This is a genomic window from Kitasatospora albolonga, from assembly GCA_002082585.1.
Classification (GTDB): domain Bacteria; phylum Actinomycetota; class Actinomycetes; order Streptomycetales; family Streptomycetaceae; genus Streptomyces; species Streptomyces stephensoniae.
In genome coordinates this window covers 717,509-734,434 of the sequence record CP020563.1, presented here as the reverse complement: position 1 = coordinate 734,434, position 16,926 = coordinate 717,509, and the positions used below count along the sequence as shown (strand labels likewise).

Annotated in this window: 12 protein-coding genes and 1 pseudogene; 5 read left to right on the top strand and 8 right to left on the bottom strand. The window is 74.3% G+C overall.

From position 1 onward, the window contains the following. Positions 1–19: 19 nt before the first annotated feature. On the bottom strand, positions 20–427 hold the full coding sequence (locus B7C62_03060) for a CoA-binding protein (protein ARF71348.1): 408 nt from the start codon (positions 425–427) through the stop codon (positions 20–22). Positions 428–502: 75 nt separating this feature from the next. Here B7C62_03060 and B7C62_03055 point away from each other — a divergent pair, with 75 nt between their 5' ends. From B7C62_03055 to B7C62_03045, 3 genes are all read left to right on the top strand, one after another. Continuing rightward, positions 503–1,129 (top strand): YigZ family protein, encoded by a 627-nt coding sequence (locus tag B7C62_03055; protein ARF71347.1) that lies wholly within the window; start codon positions 503–505, stop codon positions 1,127–1,129. A 237-nt stretch (positions 1,130–1,366) separates the two neighbouring features. Beyond that, positions 1,367–2,536 (top strand): exonuclease SbcCD subunit D, encoded by a 1,170-nt coding sequence (locus B7C62_03050; protein ID ARF71346.1) that lies wholly within the window; start codon positions 1,367–1,369, stop codon positions 2,534–2,536. Further along, on the top strand, positions 2,533–5,541 hold the full coding sequence (locus tag B7C62_03045; protein ARF71345.1) for an ATP-binding cassette family protein: 3,009 nt from the start codon (positions 2,533–2,535) through the stop codon (positions 5,539–5,541). The genes B7C62_03050 and B7C62_03045 overlap by 4 nt, the downstream gene beginning before the upstream one ends. A 24-nt stretch (positions 5,542–5,565) precedes the next feature. On the opposite strand, the gene B7C62_03040 is transcribed toward B7C62_03045, so the two are convergent. Continuing rightward, the gene (locus tag B7C62_03040) at positions 5,566–6,012 is read right to left on the bottom strand and encodes an ArsR family transcriptional regulator (protein ID ARF71344.1); all 447 of its coding nucleotides are present in this window, start codon (positions 6,010–6,012) and stop codon (positions 5,566–5,568) included. A gap of 88 nt (positions 6,013–6,100) precedes the next feature. Between B7C62_03040 and B7C62_03035 the strand changes: the two genes are divergently transcribed. Then, on the top strand, positions 6,101–6,595 hold the full coding sequence (locus B7C62_03035; GenBank protein ID ARF71343.1) for a sulfurtransferase: 495 nt from the start codon (positions 6,101–6,103) through the stop codon (positions 6,593–6,595). A gap of 9 nt (positions 6,596–6,604) precedes the next feature. Here B7C62_03035 and B7C62_03030 read toward each other — a convergent pair whose 3' ends face one another. The 3 genes from B7C62_03030 to B7C62_03020 form a co-directional block, all read right to left on the bottom strand. Further along, positions 6,605–7,468, bottom strand: a complete 864-nt coding sequence (locus B7C62_03030) for a hypothetical protein (protein ARF71342.1) — start codon at positions 7,466–7,468, stop codon at positions 6,605–6,607. An 84-nt stretch (positions 7,469–7,552) separates the two neighbouring features. Beyond that, positions 7,553–9,241 (bottom strand): hypothetical protein, encoded by a 1,689-nt coding sequence (locus B7C62_03025; protein ARF71341.1) that lies wholly within the window; start codon positions 9,239–9,241, stop codon positions 7,553–7,555. 153 nt (positions 9,242–9,394) lie between these two features. After that, the gene (locus B7C62_03020) at positions 9,395–9,883 is read right to left on the bottom strand and encodes an AsnC family transcriptional regulator (protein ID ARF71340.1); all 489 of its coding nucleotides are present in this window, start codon (positions 9,881–9,883) and stop codon (positions 9,395–9,397) included. A 59-nt stretch (positions 9,884–9,942) separates the two neighbouring features. Between B7C62_03020 and B7C62_03015 the strand changes: the two genes are divergently transcribed. Beyond that, a complete protein-coding gene (locus B7C62_03015; protein ARF71339.1) occupies positions 9,943–11,289 on the top strand; it encodes a cystathionine gamma-synthase in 1,347 nt (448 codons plus the stop codon). On the opposite strand, the pseudogene B7C62_03010 reads toward B7C62_03015, so the two are convergent. The 3 genes and pseudogenes from B7C62_03010 to B7C62_03000 form a co-directional block, all read right to left on the bottom strand. Then, positions 11,270–12,625, bottom strand: a pseudogene (locus B7C62_03010) (GNAT family N-acetyltransferase). The gene B7C62_03015 and the pseudogene B7C62_03010 sit on opposite strands and share 20 nt — an antisense overlap. A gap of 85 nt (positions 12,626–12,710) precedes the next feature. After that, the gene (locus tag B7C62_03005) at positions 12,711–15,470 is read right to left on the bottom strand and encodes a hypothetical protein (protein ID ARF71338.1); all 2,760 of its coding nucleotides are present in this window, start codon (positions 15,468–15,470) and stop codon (positions 12,711–12,713) included. After that, positions 15,467–16,843: a hypothetical protein gene (locus B7C62_03000; protein ID ARF71337.1), complete on the bottom strand. Its 1,377-nt coding sequence runs from the start codon at positions 16,841–16,843 to the stop codon at positions 15,467–15,469. The genes B7C62_03005 and B7C62_03000 overlap by 4 nt, the downstream gene beginning before the upstream one ends. Between the last annotated feature and the right edge of the window lie 83 nt (positions 16,844–16,926).

Here is a 16,926-nt window from a genome sequence, read left to right as displayed (position 1 = left end):
CCGCCCGGCCCGCACACCCCTACCCCAGCTTCGGGATCTCGATTGCCGGGCACCGGTCCATGACCATCTCCAGCCCCGCCGCCCGCGTCCGCCCGTACGCCTCCGCGTCCACGACATCCAGCTGGAACCAGACCGCCTTCGCCCCCACCGCCACCGCCTCGTCCGCGACCCCGCCCGCCAGCTCGCTGTTGACGAACACGTCCACCACGTCCACCGGGAACGGGATCTCCGCCAGCGAGGCGTACCCCTGCTCCCCGTGCACCGTCTCGGCCTTGGGGTGCACCGGCACGACCCGCTTGCCGAAGCGCTGGAGGACCTCCGCCACCCCGTAGGCGGCGCGGGAGCGGTTGGTGGAGAGGCCCACCACCGCCCAGGTGTCGCCCGTGTCCTGGAGAATCCGCCGGATCGTCTCTGTCTCGTTGTCCATGCCGGGACAACCGACGGCCCCGGCCCCGCCATTCCCGCCGGAGCCCGCCCGCCCGGCGGCGCATAGGGTGGACGGATGCAGGAGCAGTACCGGACCGTCGCCCGCGCGGGTGTGCACGAGAGCGAGATCAACCGATCGCGCTTCCTCTGCTCGCTCGCCCCCGCCGCCACCGAACAGGAGGCGCAGGACTTCGTCGCACGCGTCCGCAAGGAGCACCCCACCGCCACCCACAACTGCTTCGCGTACGTGATCGGCGCCGACGCCTCCGTACAGAAGGCCAGCGACGACGGCGAGCCGGGCGGCACCGCCGGTGTCCCGATGCTCCAGATGCTGATGCGCCGGGAGATGCGGTACGTCGCGGCCGTCGTCACCCGCTACTACGGCGGGGTCAAGCTCGGGGCGGGCGGACTGATCCGGGCGTACGGGGGCGTGGTCGGCGAAGCCCTCGACGCGCTGGGCACCATCACCCGGCAGCGGTTCCGGCTGGCCACCGTCCGCGTCGACCACCAGCGGGCGGGCAAGCTGGAGAACGACCTGCGGGCCACCGGACGGGATGTGCGCGAGGTGCGGTACGCGGAGGCCGTGACCATCGAGATCGGGCTGCCGGACGCCGATGTCCCCGCCTTCACCGCCTGGCTGGCCGACGTGACCGCCGGGACCGCCGCGCTGGAGCTGGGCGGCGAGGCGTACGGGGACGTGTGAGCGCCCTCGAGACCGGTCCCGCGGGCGGCGAATTCCTGGTCGATGCGGGATCGGCGGCCCGGCGGCGTTAGCGTGGTCCGAGCCGGTCGGGATCACGGGCCGCCCGGCGCGGCCCACGGGGTGGAGGACGACGTACATGCAGCGCACAGGGCGCGGAGCCACGCACACACGGCGCACGCGGCAGAGTGCGCCCCGGCAGACACGGCGCACGCCCCGCACCACCGGCGGAGCGGCCGCGTGAGGCTGCTGCACACCTCGGACTGGCACCTGGGCCGGTCCTTCCACCGGGTGCCCCTGCTGAACGCCCAGGCCGCGTTCCTCGACCACCTGGTGGCCACTGCCCGGGCCCGCGAGGTGGACGCCGTCCTCGTCTCCGGCGACGTCTACGACCGGGCCGTCCCGCCGCTCGCCGCCGTCGAACTCTTCGACCGGGCACTGCACCGGCTCGCCGACCTCGGCGTGCCCACCGTCATGATCTCCGGGAACCACGACTCGGCCCGCCGGCTCGGCGTCGGCGCCGGACTCCTGGACCGGGCCGGAATCCACCTCCGTACCGACCCCGAGGGCTGCGCCACCCCCGTCGTCCTCACCGACGCCCACGGCGACATCGCCCTCTACGGCCTCCCGTACCTGGAACCCGCCCTGGTCAAGGACACCCTCCGCGCCGCCAGGGCCGGACACGAGGCGGTCCTCACCGCCGCCATGGACAAGGTCCGCGCCGACCTCGCCGCCCGCCCCGCCACCACCCGCTCCGTCGTCCTCGCGCACGCTTTCGTGGCGGGCGGCGAACCCAGCGACAGCGAACGCGACATCACCGTCGGCGGGGTCGCCGCCGTCCCGGCCGGGGTCTTCGACGGCGTCGACTACGTGGCCCTCGGCCACCTCCACGGCTCCCAGCGGGTCACCGGGCGCGTCCGCTACTCCGGCTCCCCGCTCGCCTACTCCTTCTCCGAGGCCGACCACCGCAAGACCATGTGGCTGATCGAGCTCGACGGCAGCGGCGCCATCGCCGCCGAGGAACGGATCGACTGCCCCGTCGAACGCCCCCTCGCCCGGCTCCGGGGCCGCCTCGACACCCTCCTGGAGGACCCCGCCCTGGACCGCCACGAGCACGCCTGGGTCGAGGCCACCCTCACCGACCCCGTCCGTCCCGCCGACCCCATGGCCCGCCTCGCCGCCCGCTTCCCGCACATCCTCAACCTGGTCTTCGACCCGGAGCGGCCCCCCGAGGACCCGCTCGCCTCCTACGCCCAGCGCCTCAAGGGCCGCGACGACCACCAGATCGCGGAGGACTTCGTGGCCCATGTGCGCGGCGGCAGCGGACCCAGCGACCCCGAACGCACCGTGCTGCGCGCCGCGTTCGACGACGTACGGGTGGACGAGAGCGTGCGCGAGGTGTCCCGATGAGACTGCACCGCCTCACCCTCACCGCCTTCGGCCCGTTCGGCGCCACCCAGGAAGTCGACTTCGACGCCCTCTCCTCCGCCGGACTCTTCCTGCTCCACGGCCCGACCGGCGCCGGGAAGACCTCCGTCCTGGACGCCGTCTGCTATGCGCTGTACGCAGCCGTCCCCGGCGCCCGGCAGAGCCCCGGGGCCACCCTGCGCAGCGACCACGCGCCCGAAGGTCTCTCCACCGAGGTCCAGTTGGAGCTGACCGTCGGCGGCCGCCGCCTCGAAGTCACCCGCAGCCCCGCCCAGTTGCGCCCCAAGAAGCGCGGCGACGGCTTCACCCAGGAGAAGGCCCAGAGCAGGCTGCGGGAGCGCGGCCCCGAGGGCGGCTGGAAGGCGCTCAGCAAGTCGCACCAGGAGATCGGCGAGGAGCTGGCCCAGCTCATCGGGATGAGCCGGGACCAGTTCTGCCAGGTCGTGCTGTTGCCCCAGGGCGACTTCGCCCGTTTCCTGCGCGCCGACGCCGAGGCACGCGGCAAGCTGCTGGGCCGCCTCTTCGACACCCGCCGGTTCGCCGCCGTGGAGGAGCGCCTCGCGGAGCTGCGCCGGGGCGCCGAGGCCCGGGTGAAGGCGGGCGACGAGCAGATCCTCGCCCTCGCCCAGCGCATCGCCCAGGCGGGCGGCCCGGCCGCGACCGAGGCCGCGCCGCCCACCGTACGGCCCGGCGAACCGGGCCTGGCCGAAGCCGTGCTGGAGCGGGCCGCCCTCACCCGCAGCGCCGCCCGCGAACACCTCGCCATCGCCGCCACCGTGCTGGCGGGCGCCGAGGACCGCCAACTCGCCGCCCGCCGCTCCCTGGAGGCCGAACGCGAACGGGACCGCCTCCAGCAGCGGTACGCCGAGACGCTGCGGCGCGCCGAGGCGCTGGAGGAGCGGCGCCCCGAACACGACGCCTGCCAGGAGCGGTTGGAGCGCGCCCGCAAGGCCGACCGGGTGGCCCCGGCGCTGGAGCTGCGCGAGGAGGCCGAGCGGGCGTACCGGGCCGCGAGCGACGGCCTCGACCGGGCCCGGGCACTGCTGCCCCCGGAGCTGGCCGGTGCCGGTTCCGACCAACTGGCCGGTCTGGAGCGGCGGTTCCAGCAGGAGCTGTACGCGCTCGACGCGGCCCGCGAGGCCGAGGAGCGCAGCGCGCGGATCGCCGAGGAGCGCGTCCGGCTGAACCGGGAGGCGCGGGCCGACGAGGAGCTGATCCGCGACACGGACGCGTGGCTGGCCGACTGGGACACCACCCGTACGGCCCTGAAGGCGCGCATCGACGCGGCGCAGGAGGCCGCCACCCGTGCCGAGCAGCTCGCCGGACAACTGGCCCCGGCCCGCCGCCGCCTGGACGCGGCGCGCCGCCGTGACGCGCTCGCCACCGACGTACAGCAGGCCGAGAAGCGGTTCGCCGCCGCACGGGAACAGGAGCTGGACGCCCGGACGTTCTCGCTCGACCTGCGGGAACGCCGACTGCGCGGCATCGCGGCGGAGTTGGCCGCGGAGCTTGTCGCGGGCGAGCCCTGCGCGGTCTGCGGTTCGGCCGAACACCCGGCCCCCGCGGGCCCCGGTGACGGCCAGGTGGACCGGGCCGCGGAGGAGAAGGCCCTCGCCGTCCAGCGGTCCGCCGAGGAAGCCCGCGCCCGCGCGGAACAGGAACGCGGACTCGTACGCGAACGGTATGCGACGGCGGAGACGGAGGCCCGTGGGGACGATACTTCCGCACCCCCCACCGTGGCTGAACTCGGCACCCTCGTCGACCGGTTGGCCGACGAGCACACCGAAGCCCACCGTCTCGCCGCAGGTACGCACGCCGCGCGGGAAGCGCTCACCGTCGCCGAGCGCGAGCACGCCGGACGGCTGGAGCAGCGCCAGGAGGCGCACGGCCGGATCTCGGCCCGTACCGCCGCGCGCGAGGCGCTCGACCGCGACCAGATCCGCCTGGCGGAGCAGATCGCCGCCGCCCGGGGCGAGTCGGCGTCCGTCGCGGCCCGCGCGGGGGAGCTGACCCGCCGGGTGGCGCTCCTCGCCGAGGCCGCCGAGGCCGTACGCGCCGAACAGGACGCGGACCGGCGCCGGAAGGAGGCCGACGACCGGCTCTCCGACGCGGCCTTCAAAGCCGGGTTCGACACCCCGCGGGCCGCTGCCGCCACCCTTCTCGGCGCCGCCGCACAGCGCGACCTCCAGCACCGTATCGACGCCTGGCAGGCGGAGGCGGCGGCCGTCGCGGACCGCCGTGCGGAAAGGGACGCCCGGGAAGCCGCCGAGCTTCCGCCCGCGCGGCCCGAGCGGGCCGAGAGCGTCCACGCGACGGCGGAGTGGCTGCTGCGCGAGGCCGCTTCGGGGCTCGTGACGGCCCGCGACCGGTGCGCCGAACTCGACCGGCTCTCCAGGCGAGTTGTGGAAGAGGTGCGGCGGCTGGGCCCGGTGCGCGAGGAGTACGAGCGGGTTGCCCGGCTCGCCGGACTGACCGCCGGGACCTCCGCCGACAACGAGCGCAGGATGCGCCTGGAGTCGTACGTCCTCGCCGCCCGCCTCGAACAGGTGGCGGCTGCGGCCACCGCCCGGTTGCAGCGGATGTCCTCCGGCCGCTACACCCTCGTCCACTCCGACGCCCGCACGGGCGGGCGCCGGGCCGGGCTCGGGCTCCACGTCGTGGACGCCTGGACCGGCAGCGAACGGGACACGGCGACGCTCTCCGGCGGGGAGACGTTCTTCGCCTCCCTGGCCCTGGCGCTCGGGCTCGCCGATGTCGTCACCGAGGAGGCCGGGGGCGTGCGCCTGGACACCCTCTTCATCGACGAGGGCTTCGGCAGCCTGGACGACCAGACCCTGGACGAGGTGCTCGACGTGCTGGACTCGCTGCGGGAGCGGGACCGCAGCGTCGGCATCGTCAGCCATGTGGCCGATCTGCGCCGCCGCATCCCCGCCCGCCTCGAAGTGGCCAAGGACCGGCACGGATCGACGGTGCACCACCGGCTGTGAGCCCTGTGCGGCCGGTACGGCGGGTCAGCGGCCGATCGCACGGCGCGGGAGCGGTGAGGAGTAGACGACGCTGGTGGTGACCGAACCGAGCGCGCCGATCCGGCCGGTGACCTCCTCCAGGTGCCGCATCGACCGAGCCGTCACCTTGAGGACGAAGCAGTCGTCACCGGTGACGTGGTGGGCCTCCACGATCTCCGGGGTGGTCTCCAGGAGGTCGTGGAACGGCTTGTAGTTGCCGTTCGGATAGCGCAGCCGTACGAACGCGAGGACCGGCAGCCCGATCCGCTCGGCGTCGACCACCGCCGCGTAACCGCTGATCACCCCGGTCTCCTCCAGGCGCCGCACCCGCTCCGTCACGGCGCTGGGGGACATGGCGACGGCGCGGGCCAGCTCGGCGAAGGTGGCGCGGCCGTCGCGCTGGAGGACATCGAGAATGCGCCAGTCGGTGGCGTCCGGGGAATAGTCGGTCACGCCGCCGAGACAACACGGAAATCCCCGGCAGATCAAGGGGAGTGCCGGGGAATCCCCCTTCCTGCTCCCGAGAGGCGGTCATAGATTCATGGTCATGACCTCCCAGCCCACGGCCCCGGCCGTCAACTCCGTCCTGCGCGTCCCGCCCGCCTCACCGGCCGTGGCCGCCGCCTACTTCGGCGCCTCGCTCGCCTTCCACGCCGATGTCTCCGACGTCGCCTCCGCACTCGCCGCCGACGGCGACCCCGGGTTCGTGGTCGTGGACTCCCGCTCCACCGTCTCCTGGGACCAGGGGCACATCCCCGGCGCGGTGCATCTGCCCACCGCCCTGATCCCCGAGCAGGCGGCGCGGCTGCTCGACCCGGCCGTCCCGGTGGTCACGTACTGCTGGGGCCCGGGCTGTAACGGTGCCACCCGGGCCGCCCTGGCGCTCGCCCAACTCGGTTACCAGGTCAAGGAGATGCTCGGCGGCTTCGAGTACTGGGCGCGCGAGGGCTTCGCCTACGAGACCTGGGAGGGCGGCGGGCGGCGCGCCGCCGACCCGCTCACCGCCCCGGTCGACGACGCCGACTGCGGCTGCTGAGCCCGGCCGTCACCGCAGGGGCCGGGCGGCCGTCAGCGCGGCGAACAGCTTCCCGGCGTCGGCGCCCGCGGGCAACCCGCTGACCTGGCCGTCGCCCACCTCCACCACCCGCCACACCCCGTCCTCCCGCACCGCCAGATCGGTCGTCACCCAGCGCGCCCCCAGCCGCCGCACCGCCTCACGCACCGCGTCCAGCGGGGGAGCGGGGCGCCGGTCGGGGGTGTCGGGGTGGGCGGTGACGAGCACCGGCTCACCGTCCAGCCACCACACCCGCGCCTCCCCGCCCCGTACGAACGGTTCGAAGGCACGCAGCACCACCCCACCGGCCAGGAACGCGTCCTGCAACTCCACGAACCGGTCGACCACGGCGGCCAGTTGCCGCCGGTCCGTCAGCTCCGGCACATAACAGGCCGTGTGCCACTCGTGTTTGCGGGACTTCACGTAGTCCTTGACGATGCCCGGCCCGGGGCCCAGCGGTGCCGCCAGCTCCCCGGCGTCCCGGGGGCGGCCCTCGCACCAGACGCTGTACGGAGTGAGGGCGGCGAACACCTCGTACCAGCCGGGCAGTTCATGGGCACGCCGGTAGTCGGCGGCGCCGGTGAGCAGGGCGCAGCTCCGGAGCGACAGAGCCTCCTCCAGCTCCGCGTACCGGCCGGACGGGACCATCCAGCCCCGGTACCAGTACGGGCCGGAGCCCCGCGCGACCCGGGCCACCGCCCCGGCCGCGTCCCCGGCGAGGAGCGCGTCATGGTCGAGGAGCGCGACCGGGGCGCCCGCCGCGCGCACGGCCGCCACCTCGTCGGCGGCCTGCGGGTCGGGCCGGTTCGGCCGCAACGGGTCGGCGCAGAAAAGGAATCCGGTCCGCTCAGGCATGGCGGGCCGCCTCACTTTCGTCACGCGGTGCCCCGGTCTCTCCCGCCACCGACGGGGCGGGAGAGACCGGGGCACCGGGATGGGTCAGAGCCGGGACAGTTCGTCCACCAGGTCGTCCAGGCCCAGCGAACCCTGCGAAAGCGCCGCCATGTGCCAGGACTTGAGGTCGAACGCGTCGCCGTGGGCGGCCCGCGCGTTCTCCCGGCCCAGCAGCCAGGCCCGCTCGCCCAGCTTGTAGCCGATGGCCTGGCCCGGCATCGAGAGGTAGCGGGTCAGCTCGCTCTCCACGAAGTCGGCCGGCCGCCCGCTGTGGCTGCCGAAGAACTCCTGCGCCAGGGCGGGCGTCCAGCGCTCGCCCGGGTGGAACGGCGAGTCCGCCGGGATCTCCAGCTCCAGGTGCATACCGATGTCCACGATCACCCGGCAGGCGCGCATCATCTGGGCGTCCAGATACCCCAGGCGCCGTTCCGCGTCGGGCAGGAAGCCCAGCTCGTCCATCAGCCGCTCCGCGTACAGCGCCCAGCCCTCGGCGTTGGCACTGACCTGGCCGACCGACGCCTGGTAGCGGGAGAGGCTGTCGGCGACATGCGTCCACTGCGCGATCTGGAGGTGGTGGCCCGGAACGCCCTCGTGGTACCAGGTGGAGACCAGGTCGTACACCGGGAAGCGGGTCTCGCCCATCGTGGGCAGCCAGGTCCGCCCGGGGCGCGAGAAGTCCTCGGAGGGGCCCGTGTAGTACGGGGCCGCGGCGCCGCCGGGCGGGGCGATGCGGGACTCCACCTTCCGTACCCGCTCGGCGAGTTCGAAGTGCGTGCCGTCCAGCGCCTCGATCGCCTCGTCCATCAGGCCCTGAAGCCACTCCCGTACCTCGTCCACGCCCTCGATGTGCTTGCCGTGCACATCGAGGTGGGCGAGCGCCTCCCACGGGCTCGCCCCCGGGAGGATCTTCTCGGCCTCGGTCCTCATCTCCGCGAGCAGGCGGTGGTATTCGGACCAGCCGTACGCGTACGCCTCGTCCAGATCGAGGTCCGTCCCGTTGTACTGCCGCGACCAGCGGGCATAGCGCTCCCGGCCCACCGTGTCCGGGGCACCCTCGATCGCGGGGGCGTAGACGTCACGCATCCAGTCGCGCAGCGCCAGCACCGAGGCCGTGGCGCCGCGGGCGGCCTCGTCCAGCTCCGCCCGCAGCTCCTCGGGGCCGGTCGCGACGAAGTCCTCGAAGAACGCCGGGCTGTCGCTCTCGCCGCCCCACTCCGCCAGCTGGCCGATGAAGGTGCCGGTCGCGCGCGGGCCGCCGTACAGCTTGCGCTCCAGCCCGAGGCCGAGCGAGGCGCGGTACCCCTCGAACGCGGCCGGAACGGCGCGCAGCCGTTCCGCGACCGCCGCCCACTCCTCCCGCGTCGTGGTGGGCGTGATCGTGAACACCTGCATGACGCTGTGGGCGGGCGAGTGCAGGTTCGACACGGTCCGCAGCCCCTCGTCCGCCTCGTGCACGGCGAGCTGCGCCGTCAGCCGCTCCCGCAGGAGCCGTCCGCAGCGGCGTTCGGCATCGTTGTCGGCACCCGGGAGCCGCTCCGCGTCGTCCAGCTCCAGCAGCGTGGCGCGAATGAGGTCGGCGGTCGCTTCCTGGCCGGCCGGTGAGAAATCGGGCAGGCGGCGCGAGCTCTCCGGGTCACCCAGATAGGTGCCCGTGATGGGGTCGAGTCCGATGATTGCGTCGACGTAGGCGTCGGCGACCTGACGGGGCAGCGCGCTGCTCGAGGTGTCTGACATGGGGACATCTTCCAATGGCGGGACCCTCTCCGTCACCACACTTACCGGGTGCGCGTCCGAAAGACGATCACGGGCGGGCCCGGTCGCCGGCGGTGACGGGCCGCCGGGGCGCGGCGGTCAGGGGCGGCCGGTTCGCGGCGGTCTTCGCGGCCGTCAGGGGCGGACCGGCTCCCCGGGCGGCAGCAGCGGCCCGCAGTCCCACTGCTGGAAGATCAGCCGCGTCTCCACCCGGGCCACCTCCCGGCGCGAGGTGAACTCGTCCAGGACCAGCCGCTGGAGATCCGCGGTGTCGGCCACCGCCACCTGGACCAGATAGTCGTCGGGGCCGGTGAGGTGGAAGAGCGCCCGCGACTCCGGCAGGGCCCGGACCCGCTCGACGAACGGGCCGATCAGCTCCCGGCGGTGCGGCCGGACCTGCACCAGGAGCAGCGCCTGAAGGCCCCGGCCGAGTTTCGCCGGGTCCAGGCGCAGCTGATCGCCGAGGATCACTCCGGAGCGGCGCAGCCGGGTCACCCGGTCCAGACAGGTCGAGGGGGCCACCCCCACCTCGGCGGCGAGCTCCCGGTAGGTGCTCCGTGCGTCGTTCTGCAACAGCCGCAGAATATGCAGATCCACCGGGTCCAGAGCGACAGAATCGGCCATGCGGCGAACGTAACACGGCCTTTCACCGCTACGAGCCGGTAACTGTTCAGGCTGTTGTCATGGACAACGAAGTCTCGATGACGCCCCCTGCCCCCACCCCGACCAGGGCGCTGGCCACCGAAGCCGTGCACGCCGGACGCGACGACCTCGCCTCCCTCGGCCTGCACGCCCCTCCGCTGGACCTGTCCACCACCTACCCCTCCTACGACTCGCGCGGCGAGGCCGAGCGGATCGACGCCTTCGCCACCACGGGCGCCCGGCCGGACGGCCCGCCCGTCTACGCCCGGCTGGACAACCCGACCACCGGCCGCTTCGAGACCGCGCTCGCCCGGCTGGAGGGGACCGACAGCGCCGTCGCGTTCGCCAGCGGCATGGCGGCCCTCACCGCCGTCCTGCTGGCCCGCGCGAGCGTGGGGCTGCGTCATGTCGTCGCGGTCCGGCCCCTCTACGGGTGCAGCGATCACCTGCTGGGCGCCGGGCTGCTCGGCACCGAGGTCACCTGGACCGACCCCGCGGGTATCGCCGACGCGATCCGGCCGGACACCGGCCTGGTCATGGTCGAGACCCCGGCCAACCCCACCCTGGCCGAGATCGACATCCGGGCCGTCGCGCACTCCTGCGGCTCCGTGCCGCTGCTCGTCGACAACACCTTCGCCACCCCCGTGCTCCAGCGCCCGGTCGAGCACGGCGCCCGGATCGTCCTGCACAGCGCCACCAAGTACCTCGGCGGCCACGGCGATGTGATGGGCGGGGTCGTCGCCTGCGACGAGGAGTTCGCGGCCACCCTGCGCCAGGTGCGGTTCGCCACCGGAGGGGTGCTGCACCCGCTGGCCGGTTACCTGCTGCTGCGGGGGCTCTCCACCCTTCCCGTACGCGTACGGGCCGCGTCGGCGAGCGCCGCCGAACTCTCCCGCAGGCTGACCGCCGACCCGCGGATCGCCCGGGTGCACTACCCGGAGATCGGCGGGGCGATGGTCTCCTTCGAGGTGTACGGGGACCCGCACGCGGTGATCGCCGGGGTACGGCTCATCACGCCCGCCGTCAGCCTGGGCAGCGTGGACTCGCTGATCCAGCATCCGGCCTCCATCAGCCACCGCATCGTGGAGGAGGGCGACCGGCAGGCGGCGGGCGTCGGCGACCGGCTGCTGCGCATGTCGGTCGGGCTGGAGGACGTCGAGGACCTCTGGGCCGATCTGTGCCGGGCGCTCAGCGACGGGCCCCTTCCGCAGCAGGCCCGGACGGCCGGACGGTCCGCTCGTCCGTCGCACGTGTCTCCGCTGCACGCGTCTCCAGCGGCCGGGTCTGCGTCTGCCGCGTCTCCGCCGCACGCGTCTCCGTCGGCCGGCTCTCCGTCTGCCGTGTCTCCATCTGCTGTGTCTCCGTCGCACTCGTCAGCCGTGCGGTGATGACGAGGGTGCCCTCCTCGATCTGGTAGTCCAGGGGCAGTTCCAGCGCCCGCATCGCGGCGACCATGCCGGTGTTACGGGACTGGGTGACGGCGTACACGCTGTCGCAGCCTGCCTCCCGGGCGAGCTGCACCAGGCGGCCGAGCAGCTCCGAGCCGATGCCCCGGCGCTGCCAGTCGTCCTCCACGAGGAGGGCCACCTCGGTCTCGTCGCCGTCCCACAGGAGGTGGCCCAGCGCCACCAGCTTGCCGGAGGCGGTCTGGACGGCCAGGGTGCGGCCGAAGCGCGGGCTCAGCAGATGGTCCAGGTAGCGGTCGGCGTCGCCCACCGGGCCGTGGTAGCGCAGGCCCAGGGTGTCCGGGGAGCAGCGGTCGTGCATGGCGCGGGCGGCGGCGAGGTCGCCGCGGTCCGCGCGGCGCACGGTGATCTCGTTGCCCTCGGGGAGCGTGAGGATGTCCGTGCTGCGGGGCACGCGCGGGCCGAGCCGGGCATCCAGCTCCACCAGGGCGCGGGCCCGGGCGAACTCGGTCGGGGTGAACGGCAGATAGGGGCGCTCGACGGAGATGACCCCGCCCGACGGGTCGCGCAGGCGCATCACCGTCTCCTCCAGCACGCCTTCGACCGGGGCGCTCTGCCCGGTCGGGCGGCCGGTGATGGAGACGGCAGGCAGTGAGTGGATGGTGCACCGGCCGAGCAACTGGCGCAGTGCGAGCGGGAGTTCGGCGGCGTCAAGGGCCGTACGGGTGGCCAGCGAGAGCACCCGGGTCGGGGTGTCCACCAGATCGTGGGCGTCCGCCCGCTCGATCCAGGTGGAGGTTCCGCCCGAGGCCGCGATCTGCCGGGTGAGCTCCTGCGCCGGGAGCGAGGCGGGCGCCCGCAGCAGGAACTCGTCGACCGTGCCCTCGGCCAGCGGGTGGGTCTGGAGCGTCAGGATGTCGATCCGGAGGCGGGCGAGGACCAGGCACAGGGCGGCCAGGCTGCCCGGGGCGTCGCGCACGGTCGTCCGCATCCGCCACAGGACCGTCTCCCCGGCCACGCCCACGGACCCGGACCCGGACCCGGCGGCCGGGCCGGTGGACGCGTCCGGGGCCGGACCGGACGCGCCCGGTTCCTCCGGCGGGGGAGCGTTGCTGTGGCGCCGTGCCCACCAGGTGTGGAACGCCGCCGTGGCCACCAGGGCCACGGCCGACGCGATGAGCAGGTAGGGCCCGTCGGGCTGGTGCCCGATCAGGTTGGCGATCGCGTCGGCCACGGCGACCGCGGTGAACAGGGCGGCCAGCTCGATCAGGTCCCGCCGCCAGTGGTGCGGGCGGCGGGCGGTCTTCGAAGACGTCACATCGGTCATATCCTTACTGTGAACGCATGGTGTTGCCTGATCACGAACACTTTGTGACTGATGGGTTAAGTGTGGATCTGACCGGCTATCGTCGGTTTTCGGTCGTGTTTTGTTGTTCGTGAGCCACCTCCGGCACTGACGGGGACGCCGTCGGGAACGCGGCCAGCAGGCGGGCGGCCTGCCGGACGGTCTGCGAGGTCCCCTTGCGTCCGGCCGTCGCAGCCAGCCCCGCGATCGGCTCGATCTCCTCCGTACCGCAGCGCTCGGCGCACTCGGCCGCCACGGCCAGCAGGTCCCCGAGCCCCCGGGGTGCCTTCTCGTACGCCAGCAGGGTGGGCAGCGCGGCGGCCAGCACGCCCAGCACCGTCCGGTACGCCCCGGTCGCCGCGGCGGTCCGGGCGGAGTCGGCCAGCCGGACCACCTTGAGCAGCTCGTGGTCGACCAGGACCGCCAGTTCGCGCCCGAGCAGCGCGGTGTCCAGCCGGTCCCGCGCGGCCAGGACGAGCAGCGCGTCCACGGCGGATATCCGGTCCTCGGGGTGCCGGGCCCCCAGCCCGTAGGCGAGCGCGAGATGCATCGCGACACCTGCCCCGCCACCGGTCTCCACGAGCGACGGCAGGACCCAGGCCCCGCCCCGGGGCCCCTCGTCGGCGGTGCGCAGAAGGTCCGGCATCAGCCAGGCGGCCAGGGTCTCCCCGTCCTCGGGCAGCGTGGCGGCCCAGTGCGGGCACTGCTCGGCGCCCCAGTGGTAGCAGTCCCGGGAGTCGGGCACATGCGGGCGGCCCAGCCAGTGAAAGGAGCGCGGGAACTCCTCCTGGATCAGCGGCCGTTCCCTGGTGGCGAGGAGCACCTTCCGGGCCCCGGACGCCGAGCGCCGCCACCAGTTGCCCGCCGACGGCCGGTCGCTGGTGAGACCGTGCCGCAGGACGGAGGCGACCGGTTCACCGGCCCGTATCCAGGCGGCCAGCCGGTCCCCCTCGGGCGTCCCGAGGTCCGCCGCGGCCTCCGCCACCCCCTCCTCGCCGCTCCGGCACACACGCAGCAGGGCCTGGGCGAAGTCGGCGGGCCCCGGGGGGGCCCCGAAGCGCCGGTACGTCCGCAGCCGCCCGACCAGCTCCGCCGGGTCCAGCGAACCGGTGTGCCAGGTGGGCGTCGCGAGCAGGAACGGCACCCGGTCGGTCCGCACATCGCCGGCCGCCTCCCACGCACGGGCGAGGAGCACCCCGTTCAGCGCGGCGTGGGCACACGTCCCGGTGCCGGTCCAGCGGCGCTTCCCCTCGGCGACGGCTTCGCCGGAGATCCGGCCGAGGAACGAGCCCACCACCAGGGCGAGTGCGTAGGCCGTGGTCATGTACGCCGGTTCGGGCTGCCGCTCGATGCCGTCCTCGACGGACCACACCCCGGCCAGAGCCTCTTGAAGGGCCTCCGTGAGCTCGGCCCGGTCGGTGCGGGCGAGGCGGACGAGCCCGTCCAGGGCACGCTCGAAGCCGGAGATCCCGGACGCGGCGGCCGAGGCCCCCGGAGTGGCGGGCTGCCAGGAACGGGACTTGAGCTGGGCCGCCACCTCCTCGACGAGCTCCGCCACGGTCCGCGGCGCCGGATCGAGCCGGGACAGCACCGGGGCGGGCGGCAGCAGCTCCTCGTAGGGCCCCTCCGCCGGGGCCTCCCCGCCCACCGCCCCGAACAGGGCGGTGACCGTGTCCCGGTGCAGCGGTCCCAACTGCGCGGCCGCGAGGGAGAGCTCCTCCCGCAGCGCTTCACCGGCGGCCGGAAGATGGCGCGCGATCAGCTTGAGCGCCCGCTCCTGGAGCGCGATGTCCTCGTTCCCGAACGCCTCGGCGACCACCGGAAGCAGCTCGCCCGCCGTCGTCGTGTCCCGGCCGAGCGCCTTCCCCAGCAGCATCAACTGGGCACGTACCAGCTTCTTCTCCGGCCGGAAGAGCACCGAGCCCGACACCTCCGCGAGCTCCCGGACGGACAGCTCGCCCCGCGCGTCCAGCCGTCCGAGCACGTCCTGCGCATGGGAGGCCACCACCGAGATGCCGTCCGCCGCCAGCACCGTCCAGTCGTGGAGGCGGCTGCCCTCCTCGTCCTCCGTGAGGCCCAACTGCTGGAGCAGGGTCAGGAAGAACCGCTGGTCACCCGGCTTTCCGCCGCGCACCAGACGGGTCACGCACCGCTCGACCAGCTGCGACCGGTCGAGCACCCCCTCCGCTGCCAGGGTGGAGAGCGCGGCCGGCCAGTGGTCCGCCGAGTCCGCGCTCTCGTACCAGCCGACCTGCGCCGGAAGCTCCGCCATCTCGAACAGCCGGGGAGCGAGCACCGTGACGTGCGGGTCGGAGCGGAGGACGCCGGTCAGCGGCACCCGGCCGGACCTGGCGTGCCACCGTGCCGTGCTGATCCGCTCCGCCCACCCCTCGACGAGACTGTCCGTCGCCGGGACCGGGCAGCCCGCCATCCGCGCCAGCTCGCTGATGAACGTGAAATCCGCCTCGGAGTCCAGCGACTTCGCCGCCAGCCGCCGGGCGAGGTCACCGAGCCAGGCCGGGTCGCGGTCCCCGAGCGCCGCCAGGATCAGTGGGTAGGGGGACCGGGACCAGCCGCGCAGATCCCGGCCGCCGATCCAGCCGGCGCAGCCCGCGGCCCCCGTGTGGCACCCGGCCCCGGCCACCTGGAGTGCCTTGCGGATCTTGTCCTGGCGCTGCCACTCCCAGCCCCGGGCCTCCTTGCGCAGCTCCTTCAGCCCGGCCAGCGCCGCCCTGCGCCCGGCCCGGTCCAGCCCGAGCACCAGGGCGGGGACTTCGCGGTGCGCTCCCGCGCGTACCGCAGTGAGCAGGTCGTTCATCGCGCACCCCCGGCGACCGTCGCCCCACGCCGGACCATCGTCACGGCCAGCGCGTGTTTGCACGGGCCCCGCTTGCCCCGGTAGTCCGCCCACCACTGGCAGGTGCAGGTGAGCGTCCCGCCGTTCTCGCGCACCTGGTAGCGCCGGTCGCCGGAGGCCACGGACGCCAGCGCGCCGTCCAGCGACACCGCCCCCGCACCGGCCAGCTCGCGGGCCGCCACCAGACGCGGGTTGTGCCGCTCGGCCCGGTCCGCGTCGTACGGCAGCTCGCGATGGAAGTACGCCGCGTCCGCCAGGTCGTAACCGACCCGCCCCGCCGTACCGAGCCGGGTGAGCGCGGCCCGTACCCGCTCGACGCTCAGTCCCGACCGCTCGGCCAGCGAGGCCGGTTCGATCGTGGGCTCCCACGCGAGCAGGACGGAGACCAGCTCGGCGTCGGCCGCCGCGTCGTCGGTGGCCAGCGCCTCCAGGACACCGCCCTCGCCGGAGAACCCGCGCGACGGGTCCGGCGACAGCGTCAACGTGAGCCGCATCCCCGGCAGGACCACCTCCCAGGCGCTCGCCGCCGCCGCACCGTCCGCCACCGGAGGCCCGTACACCCGCAGCGCCGTCGCATGACGCAGCACCCGCTGGAGGGCCACCAGCCGCTCGGGCCCCGGCAGGCACACCGCACCCGGCACCGGCCGGGTCGTCGGCCGCAGTCCGGAGCCGGTGGCCACCACCCACTGCGCGCCCCGCGCCGCGTTACCGGTGCCGCGCGGCAGGGAGCGCAGGAACGCCACCGCCCGCGCCGCCGTCAGTTCGGCCCGCAGATCGAACCCGGCCGAGGCCACCTGGGCCTCGGCGAACCCCCGCAGCCACCGGTCCGGCAGCGGAACCTTCTTCTCCACCACCGGGCCGTCCAGCGTGGTGACCGCCAGCTCCTCCGGGCCCACCCGCAGATGCAGCGGGTCGTCCGCCGTTATCCGGGAAAGGGCCTCCCGCAGCGGATTGTTGACGTCCACATTGGTCGTCCCGTGCTCCGTGCGCTGCCCGTCCAGCCCCTCCTGGAGCACATCGAGGCGCGCGTACACCCCGCAGCAGCCGGAGAACGACTCGAAGCGCAACCGGTCCCCGTTCCCCGTCACCACCGGGTCGAGGGAGGCGCGCAGGGTGCGCTGGTAGTAGCGCGCGGCGGCCACGTCGGCGACCGCCAGCAGCCCGCGGGCGGCGATGCGGGGCGAGGAGAGGAAACCGGCGAAGAACCGCGGGTGCGCCTCCGCCCCGCGCGGGGTGAGGCCGCCCGCGGTCTCCAGGCCGAGGGAGGCCCCCACCTGCGAGGATTCCAGGGCGGACGGTCGTGCGTAGGCCAGGGCCTGAACGGATCGGGTCATGAGAAAAACGGTAGGACCCACCACTGACAACGGCCCCTGGCACAGCCGTCCGTGCAGGTCAGAGGCGTACCTCGAGGCTCTCC